Origin of the sequence: Leuconostoc kimchii IMSNU 11154, assembly GCF_000092505.1 — a bacterium.
GTDB classification, from domain to species: domain Bacteria; phylum Bacillota; class Bacilli; order Lactobacillales; family Lactobacillaceae; genus Leuconostoc; species Leuconostoc kimchii.
The window spans coordinates 1438675-1457082 of record NC_014136.1 but is presented as its reverse complement, the minus strand read 5'-3'; the positions used below and the strand labels follow the sequence as shown (position 1 = coordinate 1457082).

Here is an 18408-nt window from a genome sequence, read left to right as displayed (position 1 = left end):
TGGCTTTATTTATTCCACAAATTTTTTTCTATTTAATACTGGTGGCACAACCTTATGTTCGGTTTTAGTCATTGCTTTAATATATTTAATAAACGTCTCTGTATCAGTACCAACTGCCCCAACGATCTTAGTATCTTTGAATGCGTGAAAATTATCACCTGCACCGTGTAAGAAATCATTAATCACGACACGATACACTTGATCATCCGACACGACATTGCCCTTACTATCCCATATATCTTTGACAATATAGGCTTGGTTATTGTTATCATTTTTTGTGTAGCTGTAAGTTAGCCCAGCTATTTGTAAATAATAATGTTGCTCTTCGTCATATTGCTCATTCAACGCTTGGCGAATTTGAGCGCCTGTCATTTCAACAACCTGTAAAATATTACCAAAAGGTTGAACAGCTGTTGCCGATCCCCATGTAATCGCTTTATTTGTTTTAACGACTAAGTCCGATCTCACGCCCCCAGTGTTGGTAAAAGCAAAATCAGGTTTCAAATCAGCTTTTTGTGCTTCATATAATTGTGCATCCGCAACCATTTCACCCGCTTGATTTTCTTTACTTTCATTGTTATGTAATCGCCCTGTGATTGTTTCTGCTTTACCCGCATAACCAATCACATTGTTAACCTTACTTTTCACCCGCTTATCGGCATCTTTAACAATTGCGGTCACTTTTTTGTCCGCTTTAGTTTCACGATCATCTTTTTGAGATAATACTGGATAAACATGTGTTGACACTTTGGTGAATTTACCGGTTTTAGCATTAATATACGCCCAGCTATTATCGTATGCTTTTCCTGTATAGACAGCCTGCACCACATGAGTATGTCCAACTTGTGCATTTGCATATTGATGCGAATGTGCAGCAATATATAATCCCACATTATTATTCGGATTAATTTTATTGAGTTTTTGCAAAATATCTACTGTCGGACCACTAGTCGTCTTATCTTTACTTTGAACGCCTGTATGTCCCACAACGATCACCGCATTCACGCCCTTGCCGCGTAAAATCTTATCGTATTTTGCAATCGTGTCTGCTTCATCAAGTACCTGATAGTCTTTATAATTTTTATATAATGTCAAACTAGGTAATGTTGATGTCTCTAAGCCGATAATGCCAATTTTAGCGGTCTTTTTGTTTTGCTTGATAGTCTTTATAACGTAAGGCTTATAACCATAAGGTATTTTGTGGTCCTTCTTATTAATCACATTGGCAACGACCATTTCAATACCAGAAGCATCGTGTGTATATTTCTTTATCAAAGAATCTGATTGACTACTTGGTGCCCCGCCAGTTAGTATACGATTGAATTCTGGTAATCCTTGGTCAAATTCATGGTTACCTAAGGTACCAATTTTAAACTTCATTGCCTTTAAAACATGCATAGTTGATTCATGAGCTAGCAGCGATGAATTGGCAGGCGCAGCACCCACCATATCGCCTGCTTCAATACGTAAACTATTATCTGATTGCGTTACTTTTTTAAATTGTGACTCGGCTTGGTTCAAATAAGATGCCAAGCGACCAACCGTTCCTGCATCTTCATACGTTTTTGTGCCAATATCAACAGATCCTGTTGTTTCTAAGCCACCGTGTAAATCATTAATACCTAAAAACTGTACCGCAATATTATCGCTATTACTGATGTCCGCTTTTTTGTAATCAGGTTCCAAGCTTGGCTTACTGTAATTATCAGCATTGTTCGTAATTTGGACATCTGCATAAATGACCGAATCACTCGTTAAAAGTAATCCAAATAAAGCCAATGGTAACAAACCATTTAAAAATCTTAATTTCATAATCATTCTCCCTCAATATCAGTGTTTTTAGTATATCATTTCACATGATAGTCACCTAGTTATAATTCGGTTAAAAAAGAACAATATTGATTAAATCAGCATTCATAGTTCGTTTATTTAAATGGACTTTTATTTTATATTTTCAGTGTAAGATAACGATATTAAGGGCGAAAATATTAGTTGTTCATTTTATTGCTCACTAATTTCTAACAAAAAATTCAGTAAAAAACGATTTTAACTAATTAAAAACCTCATTATATTATTTTTTGTTAAAAATTAGTATACTATTGATCATTAATGTTCGTGTATTATTGATAAGCGCACAAAAAAATAGCTATCAATAATACATAATTGATAGCTATTTTTTAATTAGTGCCGACGAGAGGAATCGAACCTCCGACCCCAGGTTTACGATACCCGTGCTCTACCAACTGAGCTACATCGGCAAATAATAACATTGAAGTTATCTGATAACTCCGACTGTCGGGCTCGAACCGACGACAACCTGATTAACAGTCAGGTGCTCTACCAACTGAGCTAAGTCGGAATAATTGCTTAACACAACTATTTAATTATGCCAGTTTCACATCTATTTGTCAATACTTTTTAAGGCACAAAAAAAGCAAATCTTCTAAGATTTGCTTCTCATAAAACTCCGACTGTCGGGCTCGAACCGACGACAACCTGATTAACAGTCAGGTGCTCTACCAACTGAGCTAAGTCGGAATAATTGCTTAACACAACTTAACTATTATATCTAATAATTAGAGGTTTTGTCAAGCTTTTAAAAATCAGTTTCAAAAAATAATTAACGCATTGTTGGGAATAACAAGACATCACGGATTGTGTCAGAATCTGTCAACAGCATAATCAAACGATCAATTCCAATACCCAAACCACCTGTTGGTGGCATACCATATTCTAGTGCTTCTATGAAGTCTTCATCAATACCTTCTGCTTCATCATTACCATTTTCACGTTCAGCAACCTGTGCTTCAAAACGTGCGCGTTGATCAATTGGATCATTTAGTTCAGTAAAGGCATTACCATATTCACTTCCCATAATGAAAAGCTCAAATCGATCAGTAAAACGATCGTCATCAGCATTACGCTTAGCCAACGGTGAAACTGAAACTGGATGACCATAAACAAACGTTGGTTGTATTAAGGTATCTTCAACAAATTCTTCAAAGAATGCATTGATAATATGGCCAACATCCCAATACTTTTCGTATTTGACGTGCTTGTCATCAGCTAGTTTTTGCGCTGTCTCTACAGTCATATCTTGCCAGAAATCAATGCCTGTTTGCTCTTTAATCAAGTCAACCATGTGCTTGCGAGCAAATTTAGTGCCAAGATCAATTTCCGTCCCTTGGTACGTCACTTTAAGGTCATCAGACACAACCGAAGCTGCTGCTTTAAAAATACCCTCAGTCTCGTTCATAACGTCAGTAAAGTCCATATAAGCCGCATATGTTTCCATTGTGGTAAATTCAGGATTGTGCTTAGGATCCATTCCCTCATTACGGAAAATACGACCAATTTCATACACACGTTCAAAACCACCCACAACCAAACGTTTCAAATACAATTCAGTGGCAATACGCATATACATATCAATATTTAACGCATTATGATGTGTTATAAATGGTCGTGCTGCCGCACCACCCGCTTCAGTCTGTAAGATAGGCGTCTCAACTTCCATGAAGTCTTGTGAATCCATATAAGCACGAATTGCTGAGATAATTTTTGAGCGTAATTGGAACTTCTTAAATGATTCTTCATTCGCAATCAAATCTAAGTAGCGCTTGCGGTAACGTGTTTCAACATCAGCAATACCATGAAACTTATCAGGCATTGGACGCAAAGCTTTTGTTAGGTGTGTCAATTCCGTTGCCAAAATTGTCAACTCACCCGCTTCAGTCTTCATCATGATACCTTTAATACCAAGGAAATCACCTAAATCTGCACGCTTAATAATTGGATAATTTTCAGCCAAATCATCACGTTTCGCATACACTTGAATCTTACCCGAAACATCACGAAAATCAGCAAAAATCACCTTTCCAGCACCGCGCTTAGCAACCATACGTCCGGCGATAATCACTTCGTGTGGTGTTTTTTCAAGTTCTTCTAAGGTGCTACTGTCATACAAATCATGTAGTTCCTGCGCCTTAGCAGTGCGTTCAAATCGTTTACCAAATGGATCTAATTTTAAATCATCAACAATTGTCGCTAACTTCTGACGACGTGCTAACATTTGATCATTAAGGGCTTTTTCTTCTGCCATATCTTTTAGCGTACCCAATACGTCATAATCGTGTCTATTACGTATTAAAGCACATTTCCTCCAGTTTATTCCGGTAACTAGTGACCGGTTTTAAATGTTTTCACCAATAATTACTATACCAAAAATTACGTCCAACCTCAAAGATTACTCCGCATTATTAGCATTTATTTCTAAAATAACATCACGTAACTCGTCAGCTGTGAAAAAGTAGCGTTTACCAGAGAACTTACCCACAACTTCTGCACCGTTATCTTCATCGATCATGGCTTGTACTTCTGTGGCTGGTAGCGTGGTCAACATTTTTCGATACGCAGCTTTACTTGGTTCTGCTGCCAATCCAACACCTGCAACCTGTAAAATGTCGACTTCATCTTTACCAAAAATGGTCTCTAATATTTCTAATGGTGTATATCCATCTACCAACATTTGAGACAATGGTTTCATGTTTTTTAATGCAACTTCAAGTTCATCGATAGCTTCATCTGTTGCATCTGGCAAAGCTTGAACAAGAAATCCTCCAGCAACTTCGACTGTGTCATCAGCGTTCATATACACAGAAACACCCACCACTGATGGAATTTGCTCTGATTGCGCCAAATAATAAGTAAAATCATCACCAATTTCGCCAGAAATAAGCTGGCTTTGACCAATATATGGATTGGCATATGGCGCGAACTTAGTAATTTGCAAAAAGCCATTGGTCCCGACTGCTTGTGACACATCTAATTGCCCTTTGTCATCCAGTACTGTCTCAAGTTGTGGGTTAGTCACATAGCCACGAACGCTGCCTTTTGCATCGCCTTCAACAACCACGTTGCCAATAGGACCACGACCGTTAATTTGAATGGACATCCGTTCTTCGCCTTTAAGGACAGATTGGGCAGTCAAAGCCGTCGCTAACAGACCACGACCTAAAACAACAGCAGCTATTCGCGATGTTTCATGGGTCAATGCTGCTTCACGCACAAGATTTGTACCATTTAAAGCGTAAGCTCTAAAATTTTTGTTTTTGGTAATTGTTTTGATAAATTGATCTGACATATTCTTTTCCTAGTTATAATTAACGTTCATTTAAAATAAAAAAGTTGACGGTCACGTCAACTTCTATTTTACTTATTATCATCGCTTTTGTCATCACTATTTGATTCATCTGACGGTTCAGCTTCTGAACGATCATCGTCATCATTTTTTTCTGACTCATCAGGATGCTCAAATCGCGCTTCAGCTTGAGAATCCTTCGCATCGGCAGCAGCCTTTGCTTCTTCAAATGATTTTGCTTTTGCCAACTCATCATTGTCTTGAATATCTTTACGTGTAAATTCACCCGTTTCATAGATATCCTTGATCTGCTTTTCGTCCAATGTTTCAACTTCGAGCAGGGCTTCGGCAATAGCTGCAAGCTTGTCTTTATGTTCTGAAATGATAGCCGTAGCATCGTCAAATGCTTCTTTAGACAAACGGCGCACTTCTTCATCAATCAAACGCGCAGTTTCTTCAGAGTAAGCACGGTTACCAGCTTGTTCTGAATAACCGACACTAGCATTACCTTCTAACTGTACCATGCCTAATTTATCTGACATACCAAATGCAGTTACCATCTGACGTGCCAATCCAGTCGCCTGTTGGAAATCGTTTGATGCGCCTGAACTAGCTTCATTAAATGTAAATAATTCAGAGGCACGACCACCCATAAGGCCAGCCAATTGTTCTTTTGCCTCAGAATAACGTAGATTGTAGCGATCTGCCTTAGGTGTCATCAAGGCATAGCCACCAATACGACCGCGTGGCACAATTGTTACTTTACGTACGATTGATGCCTCAGATCGAACCAGCCCGACTAACGCATGACCAGCTTCATGATAAGCGGTTGTCCGACGTTCTTTTTCAGACATGCCACGATTCGTTTTAGCTGGACCTTGGAAAATACGATCCTCAGCTTCATCAATATCTGCTGCATCTACCTTTTTCTTGTTACGGCGAGCGGCTAACAAAGCAGCTTCATTTAACAAGTTTTCCAAATCGGCACCAACATAACCTGGTGTTTGTTGTGCAACAGCTTTCAAATCAACATTATCAGCTAATGGTTTGTTTTTAGCGTGAACATTAAGAATAGCTTCACGGCCCTTAACATCAGGTGCACCAATCAAGATTTTACGATCAAAACGACCAGAGCGTAGCAATGCTGGGTCTAAGACGTCTGAACGGTTTGTTGAGGCTAAAATAATCACACCTTCAGACCCCTCAAAACCATCCATCTCAATTAAAATTTGGTTCAATGTTTGTTCACGTTCATCATTTCCGCCACCCATACCAGTACCACGGCGACGACCAACAGCATCTATTTCATCAATAAAGATAATTGCTGGGGCTGACTTTTTAGCATTCTCGAATAAGTCACGTACACGTGATGCACCAACACCGACAAACATCTCCACAAAGTCCGAACCAGACATTGAAAAGAATGGCACATTAGCTTCACCTGCAACTGCTTTAGCAAGCAATGTTTTACCTGTTCCCGGAGGCCCCTCGAGTAAGACACCCTTTGGAATACGTGCACCTAAGCTCACAAATTTCTTAGGTGACTTTAAGAACTCGACAACTTCAACTAATTCTTGTTTTTCTTCCTCAGCACCAGCCACATCAGAAAAACGAACTTTATTATCTTTTGGATCAGATGGCTTAGCTTTAGACTTACCAAAGCTCATCATACCACCTTGTCCGCCACCTTTACCGCCAGCTTGACTCATCATGAGATAGAAGACACCGACAATAAGGACAACTGGAATCAACGATACAAGCAGATTTAACCAAAAACCAGACGTTTCTTGTTGTTTCGTAACCAAACCTGTCTTGGTTTTTGTCGCTGCTTCCGTCACCGACTTCAATGACGTATCATTTGGCAAAACAGTTGACGTAAACTTAGTTACTTTTTGTGACTGTTGTAAGAGATTAAAGCCCTTGTCTGCTTTGACAGTTTTTGCTTTACGGTACTCACCAGTAATATTGTAAACACCATTACTTGGCTGCACGGTAATTGATTTAAGGTCTTTATCGTTCAATGCGGTCATAAATTCACTTGATGTGAGGTCTTTAGATGTTGATTTGTCGTTTCCAAACAGACCATAAATCATACCCACAACAGCAAGGAAAATGAAGACATAAAAGATCGAACTTTTTAAAAAACCACCTTTAGGATTGTTATTCATTAAGTTTCCCCAATTTCTAGAAGTTAATCAGTATAAACTTCTTTTTTCAAAATACCGACATATGGCAAATTCCGATACATTTCTTTGTAATCTAAACCATAGCCAACAACAAATTCATTTCGCACATCAAAGCCAACATAATCTGCATCAATTATTACTTTACGTCCGTCTTTTTTGTCAAGTAACGTCGCGACTTTAATTGAGCTGGCGCCACGCTTAGCAAGTAGTTCTTTCATAAATAATAGTGACTGACCTGTATCCACAATGTCCTCTAAGATAAGCACATCTCGTCCTTGAATATCAGAACGTATATCTGTGACAAGCGTAATTTCATTTGTACTTGAAACACCACCATGATAACTAGAAACATTGATAAATTCCAAGTCAAGATACAGATCGACCTCACGTAATAAATCAGCAGTCCAAAGGTAAGCACCTTTTAAAACTGATAGCACCACTGGCTTTTTTCCAGCATAATCTTGTGTAATTTGTTTGCCTAGACGCATTGCAGCATCATGGATGCGGCCTTGATCAAACAACACTTCTTGTATATCGTTATTCACTACTTTTCCTCAATTCGCCATGCTAACCAATACGGCTTCACATCTTGTTTGCTGACAAAATCACCATTGACACGCCACTGATGACGAATATTGACCGCAATAACATCATCATTGCCCGTCACTAAGACGTGCATTTCCTGACGTTCCTCTTGGGTTAGTTTCTCATCAATTGCCAAGCGTCTCAATTTTTTATGTCCATGTATGACTGCAATTTTATCACTTGTTTTTACTGGACGCAAGTACAATGATGACGTCATTTGATGCAAATCAAATGAGAAATTTTTAACCCCTTCAGCTGGTCGAATAGTCGTCCACAGAAACGTGTTTTTTGAAAAATTTTGCCATTGGTTTAATTTTAACATAACTGGTGACAAAACTTGTGCCTTATTTGTAACTTTTGTCATATTTTTAAGGGCAATTTGTTGATAATTCTTCACAAATTTAATATTTTTAGATAATTGAACAGTACCTATTGGTTTTTGTTTGTTTTCTAAAAGATGACGTATTTGTGATATCTGCACTTGTTTGAACTGATAAATACCTTTTTTTTGAATAAAACGCTTAATTGTCTGTTCAAGCCATATTGGTGGAATACTTTGCCAATGGTTTTCGATTTGTTGCACGTAAATATCTGTTTGTGCTGTTATTAAGGCATTTTGATCTTGTATTTGTTTGGCAAAATCATTGATATGGGCAACTGCTTGGGGGTTAATTGTTTTGAGCTCTGGTATAATTTGATTTCTGAAAAAATTCCGTGGCGTATATAATGGATCCGCATTCGTTTTGTCATCACGCCAAGTTAACTCATTGTCCTGTGCATAATGTCGCAACTCTTGTTTAGTTATGCACAAGAACGGCCGTGTAATATGGCTGTTTTGACTATCCATGCCTGCCAGTTGAGAGACTTGTCCACCTCGCACTAACTTCAATAACACTGTCTCAGCTTGGTCATCTGCATGGTGTGCCACAACAATTGTTTCCGTATGGTATTGATATGCTAATTTCTCAAAAAAGAGATATCTCAACTGACGTGCCTTACTCTCAACAGAATTACTTGGTATGTCAGACCATGTTGTCATTTCAAATACCGCTTGATACTTTTCTGCCAAACGGCGCACAAAAACCTCATCTGCATCACTTTCCTCACGCAGATGATAATTAACATGGGCAATAACTAGTTTCGCAGTTGGTAACTGTTGGCGTAGGGCATGTAACAACACAACAGAGTCGACACCACCTGACACAGCAACGATCACTGTATCACCCCATTTATATTTTTTTAGTTGTTTTTCAATTTTATTAATCATGATGGAAAAAGCACCCAAAAGGTGCTTTATTAGTTGTTATCCGATGGTAAGTTATAAATTAACTCACCTTGTTTTGTGTAACCGTACTTATCCCGTAATATTTGCTGTAGATAACTCGGATCATTTATTTTTTTGGCATCAACTTTTAAGTCCGCATTTGTCTTTTGGACAGCCGTTAAACGATCTTGTGCTGCTGTTAATGTCACATTTGCCGTATGCAACTTGACTTGACTAATCAACAATTGCACTGCAAAGATTGTTGCAAAAATTGCACCAAAAAAGAGAATTCTTTTCTCACGATTAGCATGTGCTCTTTGATAATAACGCCTAGCCTTCATATTGGCAGGTTCAGAATTACGAATAATAGCCTGTATTTCTGGATTAACATGTTGTTTATTCAATTGTCTTCTGTTTTGAGTCGACATGAATTTTACCTAGTATTAGTTTGGCACGTTCTTAATTTTTTTTCAACAATATTTAGATTTACTTAAACATTAGGCAGATGGTTCATCCCCAACTTGCCGAAAATCTTGCGCAAATGTTTCACTAACAATTTCATACATATCAGCTGAGTCTTCTTTTTTAGTGGTTTCGATAATTTTAAGGACTTTAACTGTCACCGTTTTATTACCAAAACGTACCTCAAGTTCATCATTTGTTGACACATCAGATGATGATTTAGCTACCTTACCATTAATTGAAATACGCCCTTGATCAGCAATCTCTTTTGCAACAGTACGACGCTTAATTAGGCGTGATACCTTCAAATATTTATCTAAACGCATATTTTCTACCTCTTTTTTTAATAACACACGCTAGCTCATTAATCTTTTTTATCATCGTGTGTTAGGACAACCAACAAAAAATCACGTAAGATATTCAACCAAATGCTACTTTCAGCAACATCATCAACGGTTAGAATTACTTGTAATTTATTTTTTTCAGTTCGAACGGCCACTTTGAGTGGTACGTTCACCAATGTTTCAAAAATCGTTTCACCAGACAATTTAGCTGTTGCGTCAGCACTAAAAGTAATCGTTAACATTCTTTTTTGTCGCCTAATACTTGTCACTTGCGCCTGATCGGCTAATTGCTTAACTTGACCAACAAGCAATAACCTAGCAACTTCATCTGGCATCTCACCAAATCTATCCAGCATATCAGCTTCAACATCTTCAAATTGTTGATCTGCTCGTGCTTGCCTGATTCGGGTATATAATTCAATCTTTTGTGCACTATCTGGTACATAATCATCAGGTAGGTAAGCTAACACCCCTAGAATCATTTCGGCATCAGTCTCTGGTTGTTGTTTCACCGTTTTATCATCTGGATTTTTCTGCTTGTTAGCTACCGCCTCCTTCAACATTGCCATATACATATCATACCCAACTGAATCAATGAAGCCATGTTGTTGCTTGCCTAGCAAATCGCCTGCACCACGAATGCTTAAATCACGCATGGCAATACGAAATCCAGATCCTAATTCAGTAAAATCTCGGATAGCTTCCAATCTTTTTTCTGCTTCTTCACTTGGTGTTCGCGAGAAAGGATAAGTGAAGTACGCGTAGGCTAATCGTGTTGAACGGCCAACACGTCCTCTTAATTGATAGAGCTGCGACAAGCCCATATGATCAGCATTTTCAACAATCAACGTATTGGCATTAGGAATATCAACGCCTGTCTCAATAATTGTTGTTGTAACTAAGACATCGTAATTACCATTTAAAAAATCATATAGAATACTCTCAAGTTGTGTCTCAGACATCTGACCATGAATTGCAGCCACACGCGCCGATGGGACCAGATCTTCAATTTGGCTAGCGACACGATCAATATCTGCCACACGATTATGAAGGTAAAAGACTTGACCATTACGAGATAACTCTTTTTCAATAGCATTACGTACAATCACCCAATCAGCCTCTAAAACATAGGTTTGAATTGGGTATCTATTAGCAGGCGGCGTTTCAATAACCGATAAATCTCGTGCACCAACCATCGCCATATTCAAAGTCCTTGGTATTGGTGTGGCTGTCAATGTTAACACATCAACAGAATGACGTAATTGTTTCAAACGTTCCTTATGTTTCACACCAAATCGCTGTTCTTCATCAATAATTAATAAACCAAGGTCTGCAAAATCGACATCTTTACTCAACAAACGATGCGTTCCAACCACGACATCAATTTCGTGCGCATTTAATTTTCTAATCACTTCTTTGTTGCGTGCTGTTGTTTGAAAACGACTGAGGACACCAATTTTAATTTTTGGAAAGTCATCAAATCTTGCCAAGATGGTCTCGTAGTGTTGTTGAACTAAGATCGTCGTAGGTGCTAGAAAAGCCACTTGTTTGCCAGCATGTACAGCTTTAAACACAGCTCGCAATGCCACTTCAGTTTTACCAAAGCCAACATCTCCGACCAGTAGCCGATCCATTGGACGTGATTTCTGCATGTCTAGCTTAATTTCTTCAATCGATCTAATCTGGTCGGGTGTTTCAGGATAACCAAATGCTGTATCAAATTTTAACTGATCTGTATCATCAGGTGGATAGGCATATCCTTGCTGTGCCTCACGTTGTGCATAAAGTGCTATTAAGTCATCAGCAATATCTTCAATTTTAGTAGCAACTTGACGTTTCGTTTTGGCCCACTGTGTGCCACCAAGTTGATTGAGCTTTGGTGCCTTAGCTGCGTCTGAAGCACCAATATATTTCTGAATGAGATTAAGCTGGGTAACTGGAATAAATATTTTAGCATTCTTCTGGTAGGCAATAGAAAGATAATCCTGTTTACCTCCATCAGACGTCATTGTCTGTAATCCCTCATAGCGTCCGATACCATGATTGACGTGCACAACATAATCACCCACGTTGAGCTCATTATATGATTTCAAACGCTCAGCGTTATTGATTTTACGCTGTCGCGGTGCAACACGCTTAGTTTGAGTAAACAACTCATGCTCTGTTAATACCGTGAGATGTAACTTTGGCCATTCAAAACCAGTAGCTAAATCACCTGCCATAACCTGAACTTGGTTAGATTGAACCTGACGCGTCTCGATAATTGGTGTTTTAAATTCGTCTAACGATGCAATAAAAGTTTGTCGGCGTTTCGCATCATCAATCAACAAAACAACCGTTGTCCCTGAATCTTGTGCGTAGAGTAGATCTGATTTCAATGCATCTAGTTGTCCATAATATTGGTTTGCCGGTCGTGTAATGACTTCTTCTAAATTCGTAAACCGTAATTGATTTAATCCACGCTGGAAATTAGCAAGGTATAATATTGCACGCGTCTCTTGACTTAATAGTTCTGACCAATCTGCGCGTAAAATTTGGTTAGGTAACAATTGATAAGTTTCAAGTTGTTTGTCAATCCATTCTTGATCATAGGTCAATTGTTGTAGCCGTGTTTCTTTTAACCTCGTTTGTTCATCAACAATCAGTAAGGCGTCTTTTGTAAAATAGTCGCGCAACGTTGTCACACCGCCAAAGAAATAAGCAGCATATGGTAATAATTGATTACCGCGTTCACGTTCATTTAAAACATGTTGTGTCAGCATAAAGCCGTCGGTTGCATGTTTTTTGTTAACACCTGTAAGTGTCGTCCGATGTTGACTAAAATCTTTTTCAATGGCTATTTTAGCAGCTTGATACTGTGCCTCTGATACAATAAAATCTGTCGCAGGTTGAATGACAACTTGTTTCAGAACAGTTGTGCTTTTTTGTGTAGCTACATCAAATTGTTTCAATTGATCCAATTCAGTATCGAAAAAATCTAGCCGTATAGGATCGTCACTTGTTAATGGATAAATATCTATGATTGCACCACGCTGTGCAAACTCACCTGCGCCTTGTACTAACTTGGTCGGCGTGTATCCCATCATCATAAGTGTTGATTTAATCTCATTTAAATCATAATTTTGTCCAACAGTGAACGACAAATACGCCTCATCAAGGCTAACTGGCTGTGGTAATAAACGCTCCACCCCAGCGATACTTGTCACAATAATTTTTTTCTCACCGCGCCTCAATGCCAATAACGTTTCAATACGTTGTAAACGTAAATCTGGTGAACTAATTGCCATCTCGGTTGCCAGGGATTCTTCTGATGGAAAGTTTAGTACAGGACTCATGAGTCCTGATAAATCTGAGAACAACTGATCTGCATGCGCCTGCGTATCTGTTACAACAAGCATTTGTCGTGGTCTACCTGAATATAAAGAAGCAATACTAGCCGCACGGGCACTGCCATTAACGCCTAAAAGCAACTGGGCAGAGTGCTCAGTTGCTTGATCATTAAGCTGTGTTATTGTTTCTGTTTTTGCTAAAAAATCAGTTAGCATACTTCCAATCAATTCCCCTATTTATTAACCGATAATCGTGTCATCGATTGGTTTGACTAGCCATTGTATTGGTTACTCAATTGCGCCGTGGTTGCACCTTGAATCCAATCTACTAGTGCTTTTGTGCTGTTGTCTAGCATATGTTCTACATCTTGTGACTCAGTAGCTGTAAATTGTCCTAAAACATAATTAATCACAACTTGCTTATCATGATCTGGGTGACCCAGACCAAATTTCAGTCGTAAAAAAGTTTGCGAGTTGGTATGTGCTATGATGGATTTCAAACCATTGTGACCACCAGCAGATCCTTTAGCGCGGAATCTTAACTTACCAAAAGGTAAATCCATATCATCTACTAATACCAAGACATCTTGATTAATATCGCCACCATAATAATCTAAGATAGCTCTTACAGCCTTACCAGAGTCGTTCATATAGGTTGTTGGCTTCACTAACATCACCTGCTCCCCATCAACTGTTATTTTAGCTGTCGTAGCAAATTGTTTGCTCGGCGTAAATGATGCTTGATAAGCTGCTGCAAACGCATCAAGAGCCATAAATCCTATGTTGTGGCGTGTTTTATCATACTGCTTGCCGATGTTACCCAATCCAATAATATATTTCATGCTAATTATACGCGCTTCCTTACCAAAATTCTTAATCTTAATTACCAGTATACCAGAATTCTGTGTTATCATGATATATGGCTATTTCATGATAAAAAATTAATTTTAGGATATACAAATGCTTCATAAATCAATGATTACTCCAAAATCAGAGCTGACAACAGTTACTGAAAATACAACAATTGCGCAAGTTAATACCTTATTTAATTCGGAAAAAGAAGCGCATACACGTACAATGCCAATTCTAGATGAATCTGGTAGTCTTTTCCGTGGCAATGTTTATAAACAGCACGTCTACGAACATATTGCCAAAAATGGGGATATGAACCTACCTGTAACGGCTATCATGCGTAATTCAACAAAATTCATTTACACAACTAGTCAGTTTTATGAAGTCTTTTTCGCTATTCGTGACCTACCTTTTATTGCTGTACTAGACGAAAATCATCATTTTACTGGTATTTTCACACACGATTCACTCATGGATTTATTGTCTCAAAGTTGGTCTGTCGGTACAGGTGGTGTGGCGCTTTCTGTTGCTTCACATAACACACAAGGTGATCTAAAACTCATTTCAAAAATTATTGCCCGCTATTCGAATATCGAATCCGTATTGAGCGTACAACCAAAAAACGAAACACTGACCTTAATGTTTACACTCCCACTCGTTTTTGATAGTCTGCTATTACAAAAACTTGTGACTCATTTAGAAAAAAGGCACTTTACAGTGACAAGTATTGAAGATTTACAACGTTTTAGCTAAAAGATCTGACTCAAACGAGTCAGATCTTTTTTATAATAATATTCCAGCTAGAACAACTAATGTCATACCGAGCATCACAATGACAAGATTTTTGATAGCCAACACAAAGGTTTCTTGCTTTATTGGTCGATTTACAAATTTCCTTGCATTCTGAAGAACAATGACAAGCAATACAATCATGGCATAGCTTGTCACCGGTAACCAACCAACAACTGTTACGACGATGATTTCAATAAATGCAGCCACTGCCCAAAAGATGTACAATTTTTTAGCCGATGCCAAACCAACATAATGCACAAGTGTATGCCGTTGATTTTCTTCATCTTCGTCATGATCAGCAATGTTATTAGCAAACATGATTTCAGCAATAAATATAGTCAACGGTAAACTGACAATAAACCATTGGAATAAAACGCTTGGTACAGGAACCATACGTGTATTAACATAAACTTGCGCAACAAATATAAAATACCCCATTGTTATACCAGAAACAACCTCACCAAAAGGTGTGTTTGTAATTGGTTTGGGACCCGCTGAATATAGATAGCCAATTAAAAAACTGACAATACCAATAATCCATGTCACATAATCTGTACGCCATGCAACAAGCACACCGGCTAACATGGCAATAACGGCTAATATTTCAGCAACATGCAATACCTGTTTATCGGTGACAGTCTCACCTTGTGCCTGTTCACGTAAAAATTCATTGACTTTTTGACGTTTGGCGTCCTCATAACGATTAAATGTATTCACTGCTAAATGAACACTCACTGTAGCGACAATCAATAACACAGCATTCAACCAGTTGAGTCGCGCATATTGCCACTGACTATAAGCCAAACCAAACATTAATGGCGCCACACTTGGAATCACAACACGAATTTCAACTAAATCTAAAAATTGTTTTGGTGTCATTTTTTTAAACCTCTAAACATCTATTTTACCAGAAAAGCAAACACAAAGGCGGTCTCTAACGTTTCGGATACGGTACCACTTTTACTTCACCGTCAATATATTCACCAACAAATATTTGATTAATATGGTCAAATCCACGTGATTGAACTATCTCTAGCAACCACTCATCGGTTTTGTCAATCAGTTCCAAAACATCATAATTAATTTGACCATCATAAATAATGGGGTACTTAATACTTTCATCACCATATTCAATGACTGACAATTGACCATTTTGTTCAAGCACAGCACGTTTAACATCAGCCAAAACATAAATACCTTGTGAACGTAGTTTGAACATCAAATCATCCGCTGATAATCCAGCTTTTAATACATTTTCAACCTTGACTTGTCCCCGTTCAACAACAACACGCGGCTGCCCATCAATAAGGTTTTTAACAAAATTATTATGCTGCTTAGCAAATTTTAAAGACATCACCAGCATGGTCCATATAATTAACACGATTGTAAATTGAAAAATCGTGATCGTATCGGAATAAATCACAGCACCAATAATACCACCTAAGACATAATTTTGAACTTGGTCTAATGCGGAAGTAGGCGCTAAGTTCCCTTTTCCCATGACATTAATTTGGACAATCAAAGCCAATAAACCGATTGCTAATTTAATTAAAATTGGTAAATAAATTGTCATTTGATATAGTTAACTTTCGTATTGATAAGGTAGGCTCTGTCTAGTGTGTATGACTGTTGGTCCAAACTAATTGTCATGCGATAAAATCGTTTATTAAATCGCACCAACATGCCATCGCTAACTGTTTTTTGATTGAAGTATAACGCCGTTGTTTTGACGTGCTGTGTTTTAGCCACTTGTTCTGCGAACGACGCCATCTGCGTAATTTGCGAGTCATTTGTTTTTGCCTGTTCATAATCAGTATATCGCGCGCCAGCTAAGAATAAAAACAAAAGTAAAGCAATCATACTTAAATCACGATATTTTGTTTGTAGTCGATTACGGATAGCTGCAAAGGCACCTGCCGCCATCAACACAAAAGCAATGACCATTAAGTATATGCCAATTGTATCGCCTAAATCATTGTGTTTAGTTAAATAATCTACACTATAGAATGTCATACGTTACTCCTGTGAATTATTTTATCATATTCTTGTCCTTTATAACCAATAGCGTTATATTATAATTATGTGAAAGGAGCTTATAATGTCTTTAGAAATTACACAACATCAAATAGCTGAGTTCAAAAAATCAGCACAATCTCTAACAACTGATATTGCACGTCGTGCTACAACAAAAAACGGCATACATAATGCCAGTTTTAATCAATCAGTGGCCAATAGCAACACCCCAATTTTTTCAATTGACCTCAATACTGGCAAAGTAGCCAACCAAAAACAATCCGGTCGTTGCTGGATGTTTGCTGCACTTAACACCATGCGGCATGATATCACCTCACTATTTCACCTTAGTGACGAATTTCAACTTTCGCAAAGCTACACCTTTTTTTGGGACAAATTTGAAAAAGCAAATTATTTTTATCAAAATGTCTTAGATACTGCTAAAGAACCACTCGACTCACGCAAAGTCTCTTTTTTGATGACAACACCTCAGCAAGATGGTGGTCAATGGGATATGATTGTTGCCCTCATCGAAAAATACGGTGTCGTACCGCAATCAGTCTATCCTGAATCAGCCGCTTCATCAGCCTCACGCGAATTTAATACAACATTTAATACACTATTACGTCATGATGCTGTCAGTTTACGAGAATTAGTCGCCCAACACGCCACTGAAGAAATGATCAATGCTAGACGTGAAGAGATGTTAGCACATGTTTATCGTGTCCTATCCATTACTTTTGGTGAACCACCTGTTAATTTTGACTTTGAATATCGCGACACGGATAATCAATTTAAAGTTGATCGCGGATTAACGCCACAAAGTTACTTTGACAAATTTGTTGGTTGGCAATTGTCAGATTATGTGTCTATTATCAATGCCCCAACTGCTGATAAACCTTTCAATGCCACTTACAACGTTGATATGTTAGGAAACGTTGTCGGTGGCCGGGAGGTCAAACATTTAAATGTCACAATTGAGAAAATGAAGGCATTGGCAATTGCGCAACTAAAAGATGGCAAGTCAGTTTGGTTCGGTGTCGATATGGGGCCACAAGTTGACCGCACCGACGGTATCATGGCTGCCGGTATATTTGCCACTGATGACTTATTTCAAGTAGACACGACAATGACCAAAGCACAACGTCTAGATTACGGAGAGAGTCTAATGACACATGCAATGGTTTTAACCGGTGTTGATTTGGATGAAACCGGGAAACCAACAAAATGGCAAGTTGAAAATTCATGGGGTGAAAAAGCAGGTAAAAAAGGCTATTTCACAATGTCTGATGATTGGATGAGTGAATATGCTTATCAAATCGTTGTTAATAAATCATATTTAAGTGGTGAATTAGTCGATATCTACAACAACACAACCCCTAAACTATTAGCACCATGGGATCCAATGGGTGCTTTAGCATAAAATCGTTACTAAAATAAA

General features: G+C 38.2%; 15 protein-coding genes and 3 tRNA genes. 2 read left to right on the top strand and 16 right to left on the bottom strand.

Annotation, left to right across the window (positions count from 1 at the left end; translation table 11 throughout):
- Positions 1-9: 9 nt before the first annotated feature.
- The 13 genes from LKI_RS07915 to pth form a co-directional block, all read right to left on the bottom strand.
- A complete protein-coding gene (locus tag LKI_RS07915; RefSeq protein WP_013103618.1) occupies positions 10-1812 on the bottom strand; it encodes a bifunctional metallophosphatase/5'-nucleotidase in 1803 nt (600 codons plus the stop codon).
- 373 nt (positions 1813-2185) lie between these two features.
- Positions 2186-2258, bottom strand: a tRNA-Thr gene (locus tag LKI_RS07910).
- A 28-nt stretch (positions 2259-2286) separates the two neighbouring features.
- Positions 2287-2359: transfer RNA gene (locus LKI_RS07905), tRNA-Asn, on the bottom strand.
- A gap of 106 nt (positions 2360-2465) precedes the next feature.
- Positions 2466-2538, bottom strand: a tRNA-Asn gene (locus LKI_RS07900).
- Between the two features lie 82 nt (positions 2539-2620).
- Entirely contained in the window at positions 2621-4102 is a 1482-nt protein-coding gene (gene lysS, locus LKI_RS07895; RefSeq protein ID WP_013103617.1) for a lysine--tRNA ligase, read from the bottom strand.
- A gap of 144 nt (positions 4103-4246) precedes the next feature.
- Positions 4247-5143, bottom strand: coding sequence for an Hsp33 family molecular chaperone HslO (gene hslO / locus LKI_RS07890; RefSeq protein ID WP_013103616.1), 897 nt, complete (start codon positions 5141-5143; stop codon positions 4247-4249).
- Between the two features lie 68 nt (positions 5144-5211).
- Positions 5212-7308: an ATP-dependent zinc metalloprotease FtsH gene (ftsH, locus tag LKI_RS07885; RefSeq protein ID WP_013103615.1), complete on the bottom strand. Its 2097-nt coding sequence runs from the start codon at positions 7306-7308 to the stop codon at positions 5212-5214.
- A 23-nt stretch (positions 7309-7331) separates the two neighbouring features.
- Complete coding sequence (hpt, locus tag LKI_RS07880; RefSeq protein ID WP_013103614.1) at positions 7332-7871, bottom strand: hypoxanthine phosphoribosyltransferase; 540 nt, start codon at positions 7869-7871, stop codon at positions 7332-7334.
- On the bottom strand, positions 7871-9178 hold the full coding sequence (tilS, locus tag LKI_RS07875; protein WP_013103613.1) for a tRNA lysidine(34) synthetase TilS: 1308 nt from the start codon (positions 9176-9178) through the stop codon (positions 7871-7873). The genes hpt and tilS overlap by 1 nt, the downstream gene beginning before the upstream one ends.
- Before the next feature lie 29 nt (positions 9179-9207).
- Positions 9208-9603: an FtsB family cell division protein gene (locus LKI_RS07870; protein WP_013103612.1), complete on the bottom strand. Its 396-nt coding sequence runs from the start codon at positions 9601-9603 to the stop codon at positions 9208-9210.
- Between the two features lie 69 nt (positions 9604-9672).
- Positions 9673-9963, bottom strand: a complete 291-nt coding sequence (locus LKI_RS07865; RefSeq protein ID WP_013103611.1) for an RNA-binding S4 domain-containing protein — start codon at positions 9961-9963, stop codon at positions 9673-9675.
- Between the two features lie 38 nt (positions 9964-10001).
- Entirely contained in the window at positions 10002-13526 is a 3525-nt protein-coding gene (gene mfd, locus LKI_RS07860) for a transcription-repair coupling factor (protein ID WP_013103610.1), read from the bottom strand.
- Positions 13527-13582: 56 nt separating this feature from the next.
- On the bottom strand, positions 13583-14152 hold the full coding sequence (gene pth, locus LKI_RS07855; protein WP_013103609.1) for an aminoacyl-tRNA hydrolase: 570 nt from the start codon (positions 14150-14152) through the stop codon (positions 13583-13585).
- A gap of 118 nt (positions 14153-14270) precedes the next feature.
- Here pth and cbpA point away from each other — a divergent pair, with 118 nt between their 5' ends.
- Positions 14271-14915, top strand: coding sequence for a cyclic di-AMP binding protein CbpA (cbpA, locus tag LKI_RS07850; protein ID WP_013103608.1), 645 nt, complete (start codon positions 14271-14273; stop codon positions 14913-14915).
- 30 nt (positions 14916-14945) lie between these two features.
- Here cbpA and LKI_RS07845 read toward each other — a convergent pair whose 3' ends face one another.
- The 3 genes from LKI_RS07845 to LKI_RS07835 are packed head-to-tail and all read right to left on the bottom strand — an operon-like array spanning position 14946 to position 16967.
- Complete coding sequence (locus LKI_RS07845) at positions 14946-15833, bottom strand: prenyltransferase (protein ID WP_013103607.1); 888 nt, start codon at positions 15831-15833, stop codon at positions 14946-14948.
- 55 nt (positions 15834-15888) lie between these two features.
- On the bottom strand, positions 15889-16527 hold the full coding sequence (locus LKI_RS07840; protein ID WP_013103606.1) for a DUF421 domain-containing protein: 639 nt from the start codon (positions 16525-16527) through the stop codon (positions 15889-15891).
- Positions 16524-16967, bottom strand: coding sequence for a DUF3290 domain-containing protein (locus LKI_RS07835; protein ID WP_013103605.1), 444 nt, complete (start codon positions 16965-16967; stop codon positions 16524-16526). The genes LKI_RS07840 and LKI_RS07835 overlap by 4 nt, the downstream gene beginning before the upstream one ends.
- Before the next feature lie 85 nt (positions 16968-17052).
- Here LKI_RS07835 and LKI_RS07830 point away from each other — a divergent pair, with 85 nt between their 5' ends.
- Entirely contained in the window at positions 17053-18390 is a 1338-nt protein-coding gene (locus LKI_RS07830; RefSeq protein WP_013103604.1) for a C1 family peptidase, read from the top strand.
- Positions 18391-18408: the final 18 nt, after the last annotated feature.

Coding starts and splice junctions, on each gene's coding strand:
- LKI_RS07840 (WP_013103606.1), bottom strand. CDS start 16,527: ATGACAATTTATTTACCAATTTTAATTAAATTAGCAATCGGTTTATTG.
- LKI_RS07835 (WP_013103605.1), bottom strand. CDS start 16,967: ATGACATTCTATAGTGTAGATTATTTAACTAAACACAATGATTTAGGC.
- LKI_RS07870 (WP_013103612.1), bottom strand. CDS start 9,603: ATGTCGACTCAAAACAGAAGACAATTGAATAAACAACATGTTAATCCA.
- ftsH (WP_013103615.1), bottom strand. CDS start 7,308: ATGAATAACAATCCTAAAGGTGGTTTTTTAAAAAGTTCGATCTTTTAT.
- hslO (WP_013103616.1), bottom strand. CDS start 5,143: ATGTCAGATCAATTTATCAAAACAATTACCAAAAACAAAAATTTTAGA.
- LKI_RS07915 (WP_013103618.1), bottom strand. CDS start 1,812: ATGAAATTAAGATTTTTAAATGGTTTGTTACCATTGGCTTTATTTGGA.
- LKI_RS07865 (WP_013103611.1), bottom strand. CDS start 9,963: ATGCGTTTAGATAAATATTTGAAGGTATCACGCCTAATTAAGCGTCGT.
- tilS (WP_013103613.1), bottom strand. CDS start 9,178: ATGATTAATAAAATTGAAAAACAACTAAAAAAATATAAATGGGGTGAT.
- LKI_RS07830 (WP_013103604.1), top strand. CDS start 17,053: ATGTCTTTAGAAATTACACAACATCAAATAGCTGAGTTCAAAAAATCA.
- LKI_RS07845 (WP_013103607.1), bottom strand. CDS start 15,833: ATGACACCAAAACAATTTTTAGATTTAGTTGAAATTCGTGTTGTGATT.
- lysS (WP_013103617.1), bottom strand. CDS start 4,102: ATGGCAGAAGAAAAAGCCCTTAATGATCAAATGTTAGCACGTCGTCAG.
- mfd (WP_013103610.1), bottom strand. CDS start 13,526: ATGCTAACTGATTTTTTAGCAAAAACAGAAACAATAACACAGCTTAAT.
- pth (WP_013103609.1), bottom strand. CDS start 14,152: ATGAAATATATTATTGGATTGGGTAACATCGGCAAGCAGTATGATAAA.
- cbpA (WP_013103608.1), top strand. CDS start 14,271: ATGCTTCATAAATCAATGATTACTCCAAAATCAGAGCTGACAACAGTT.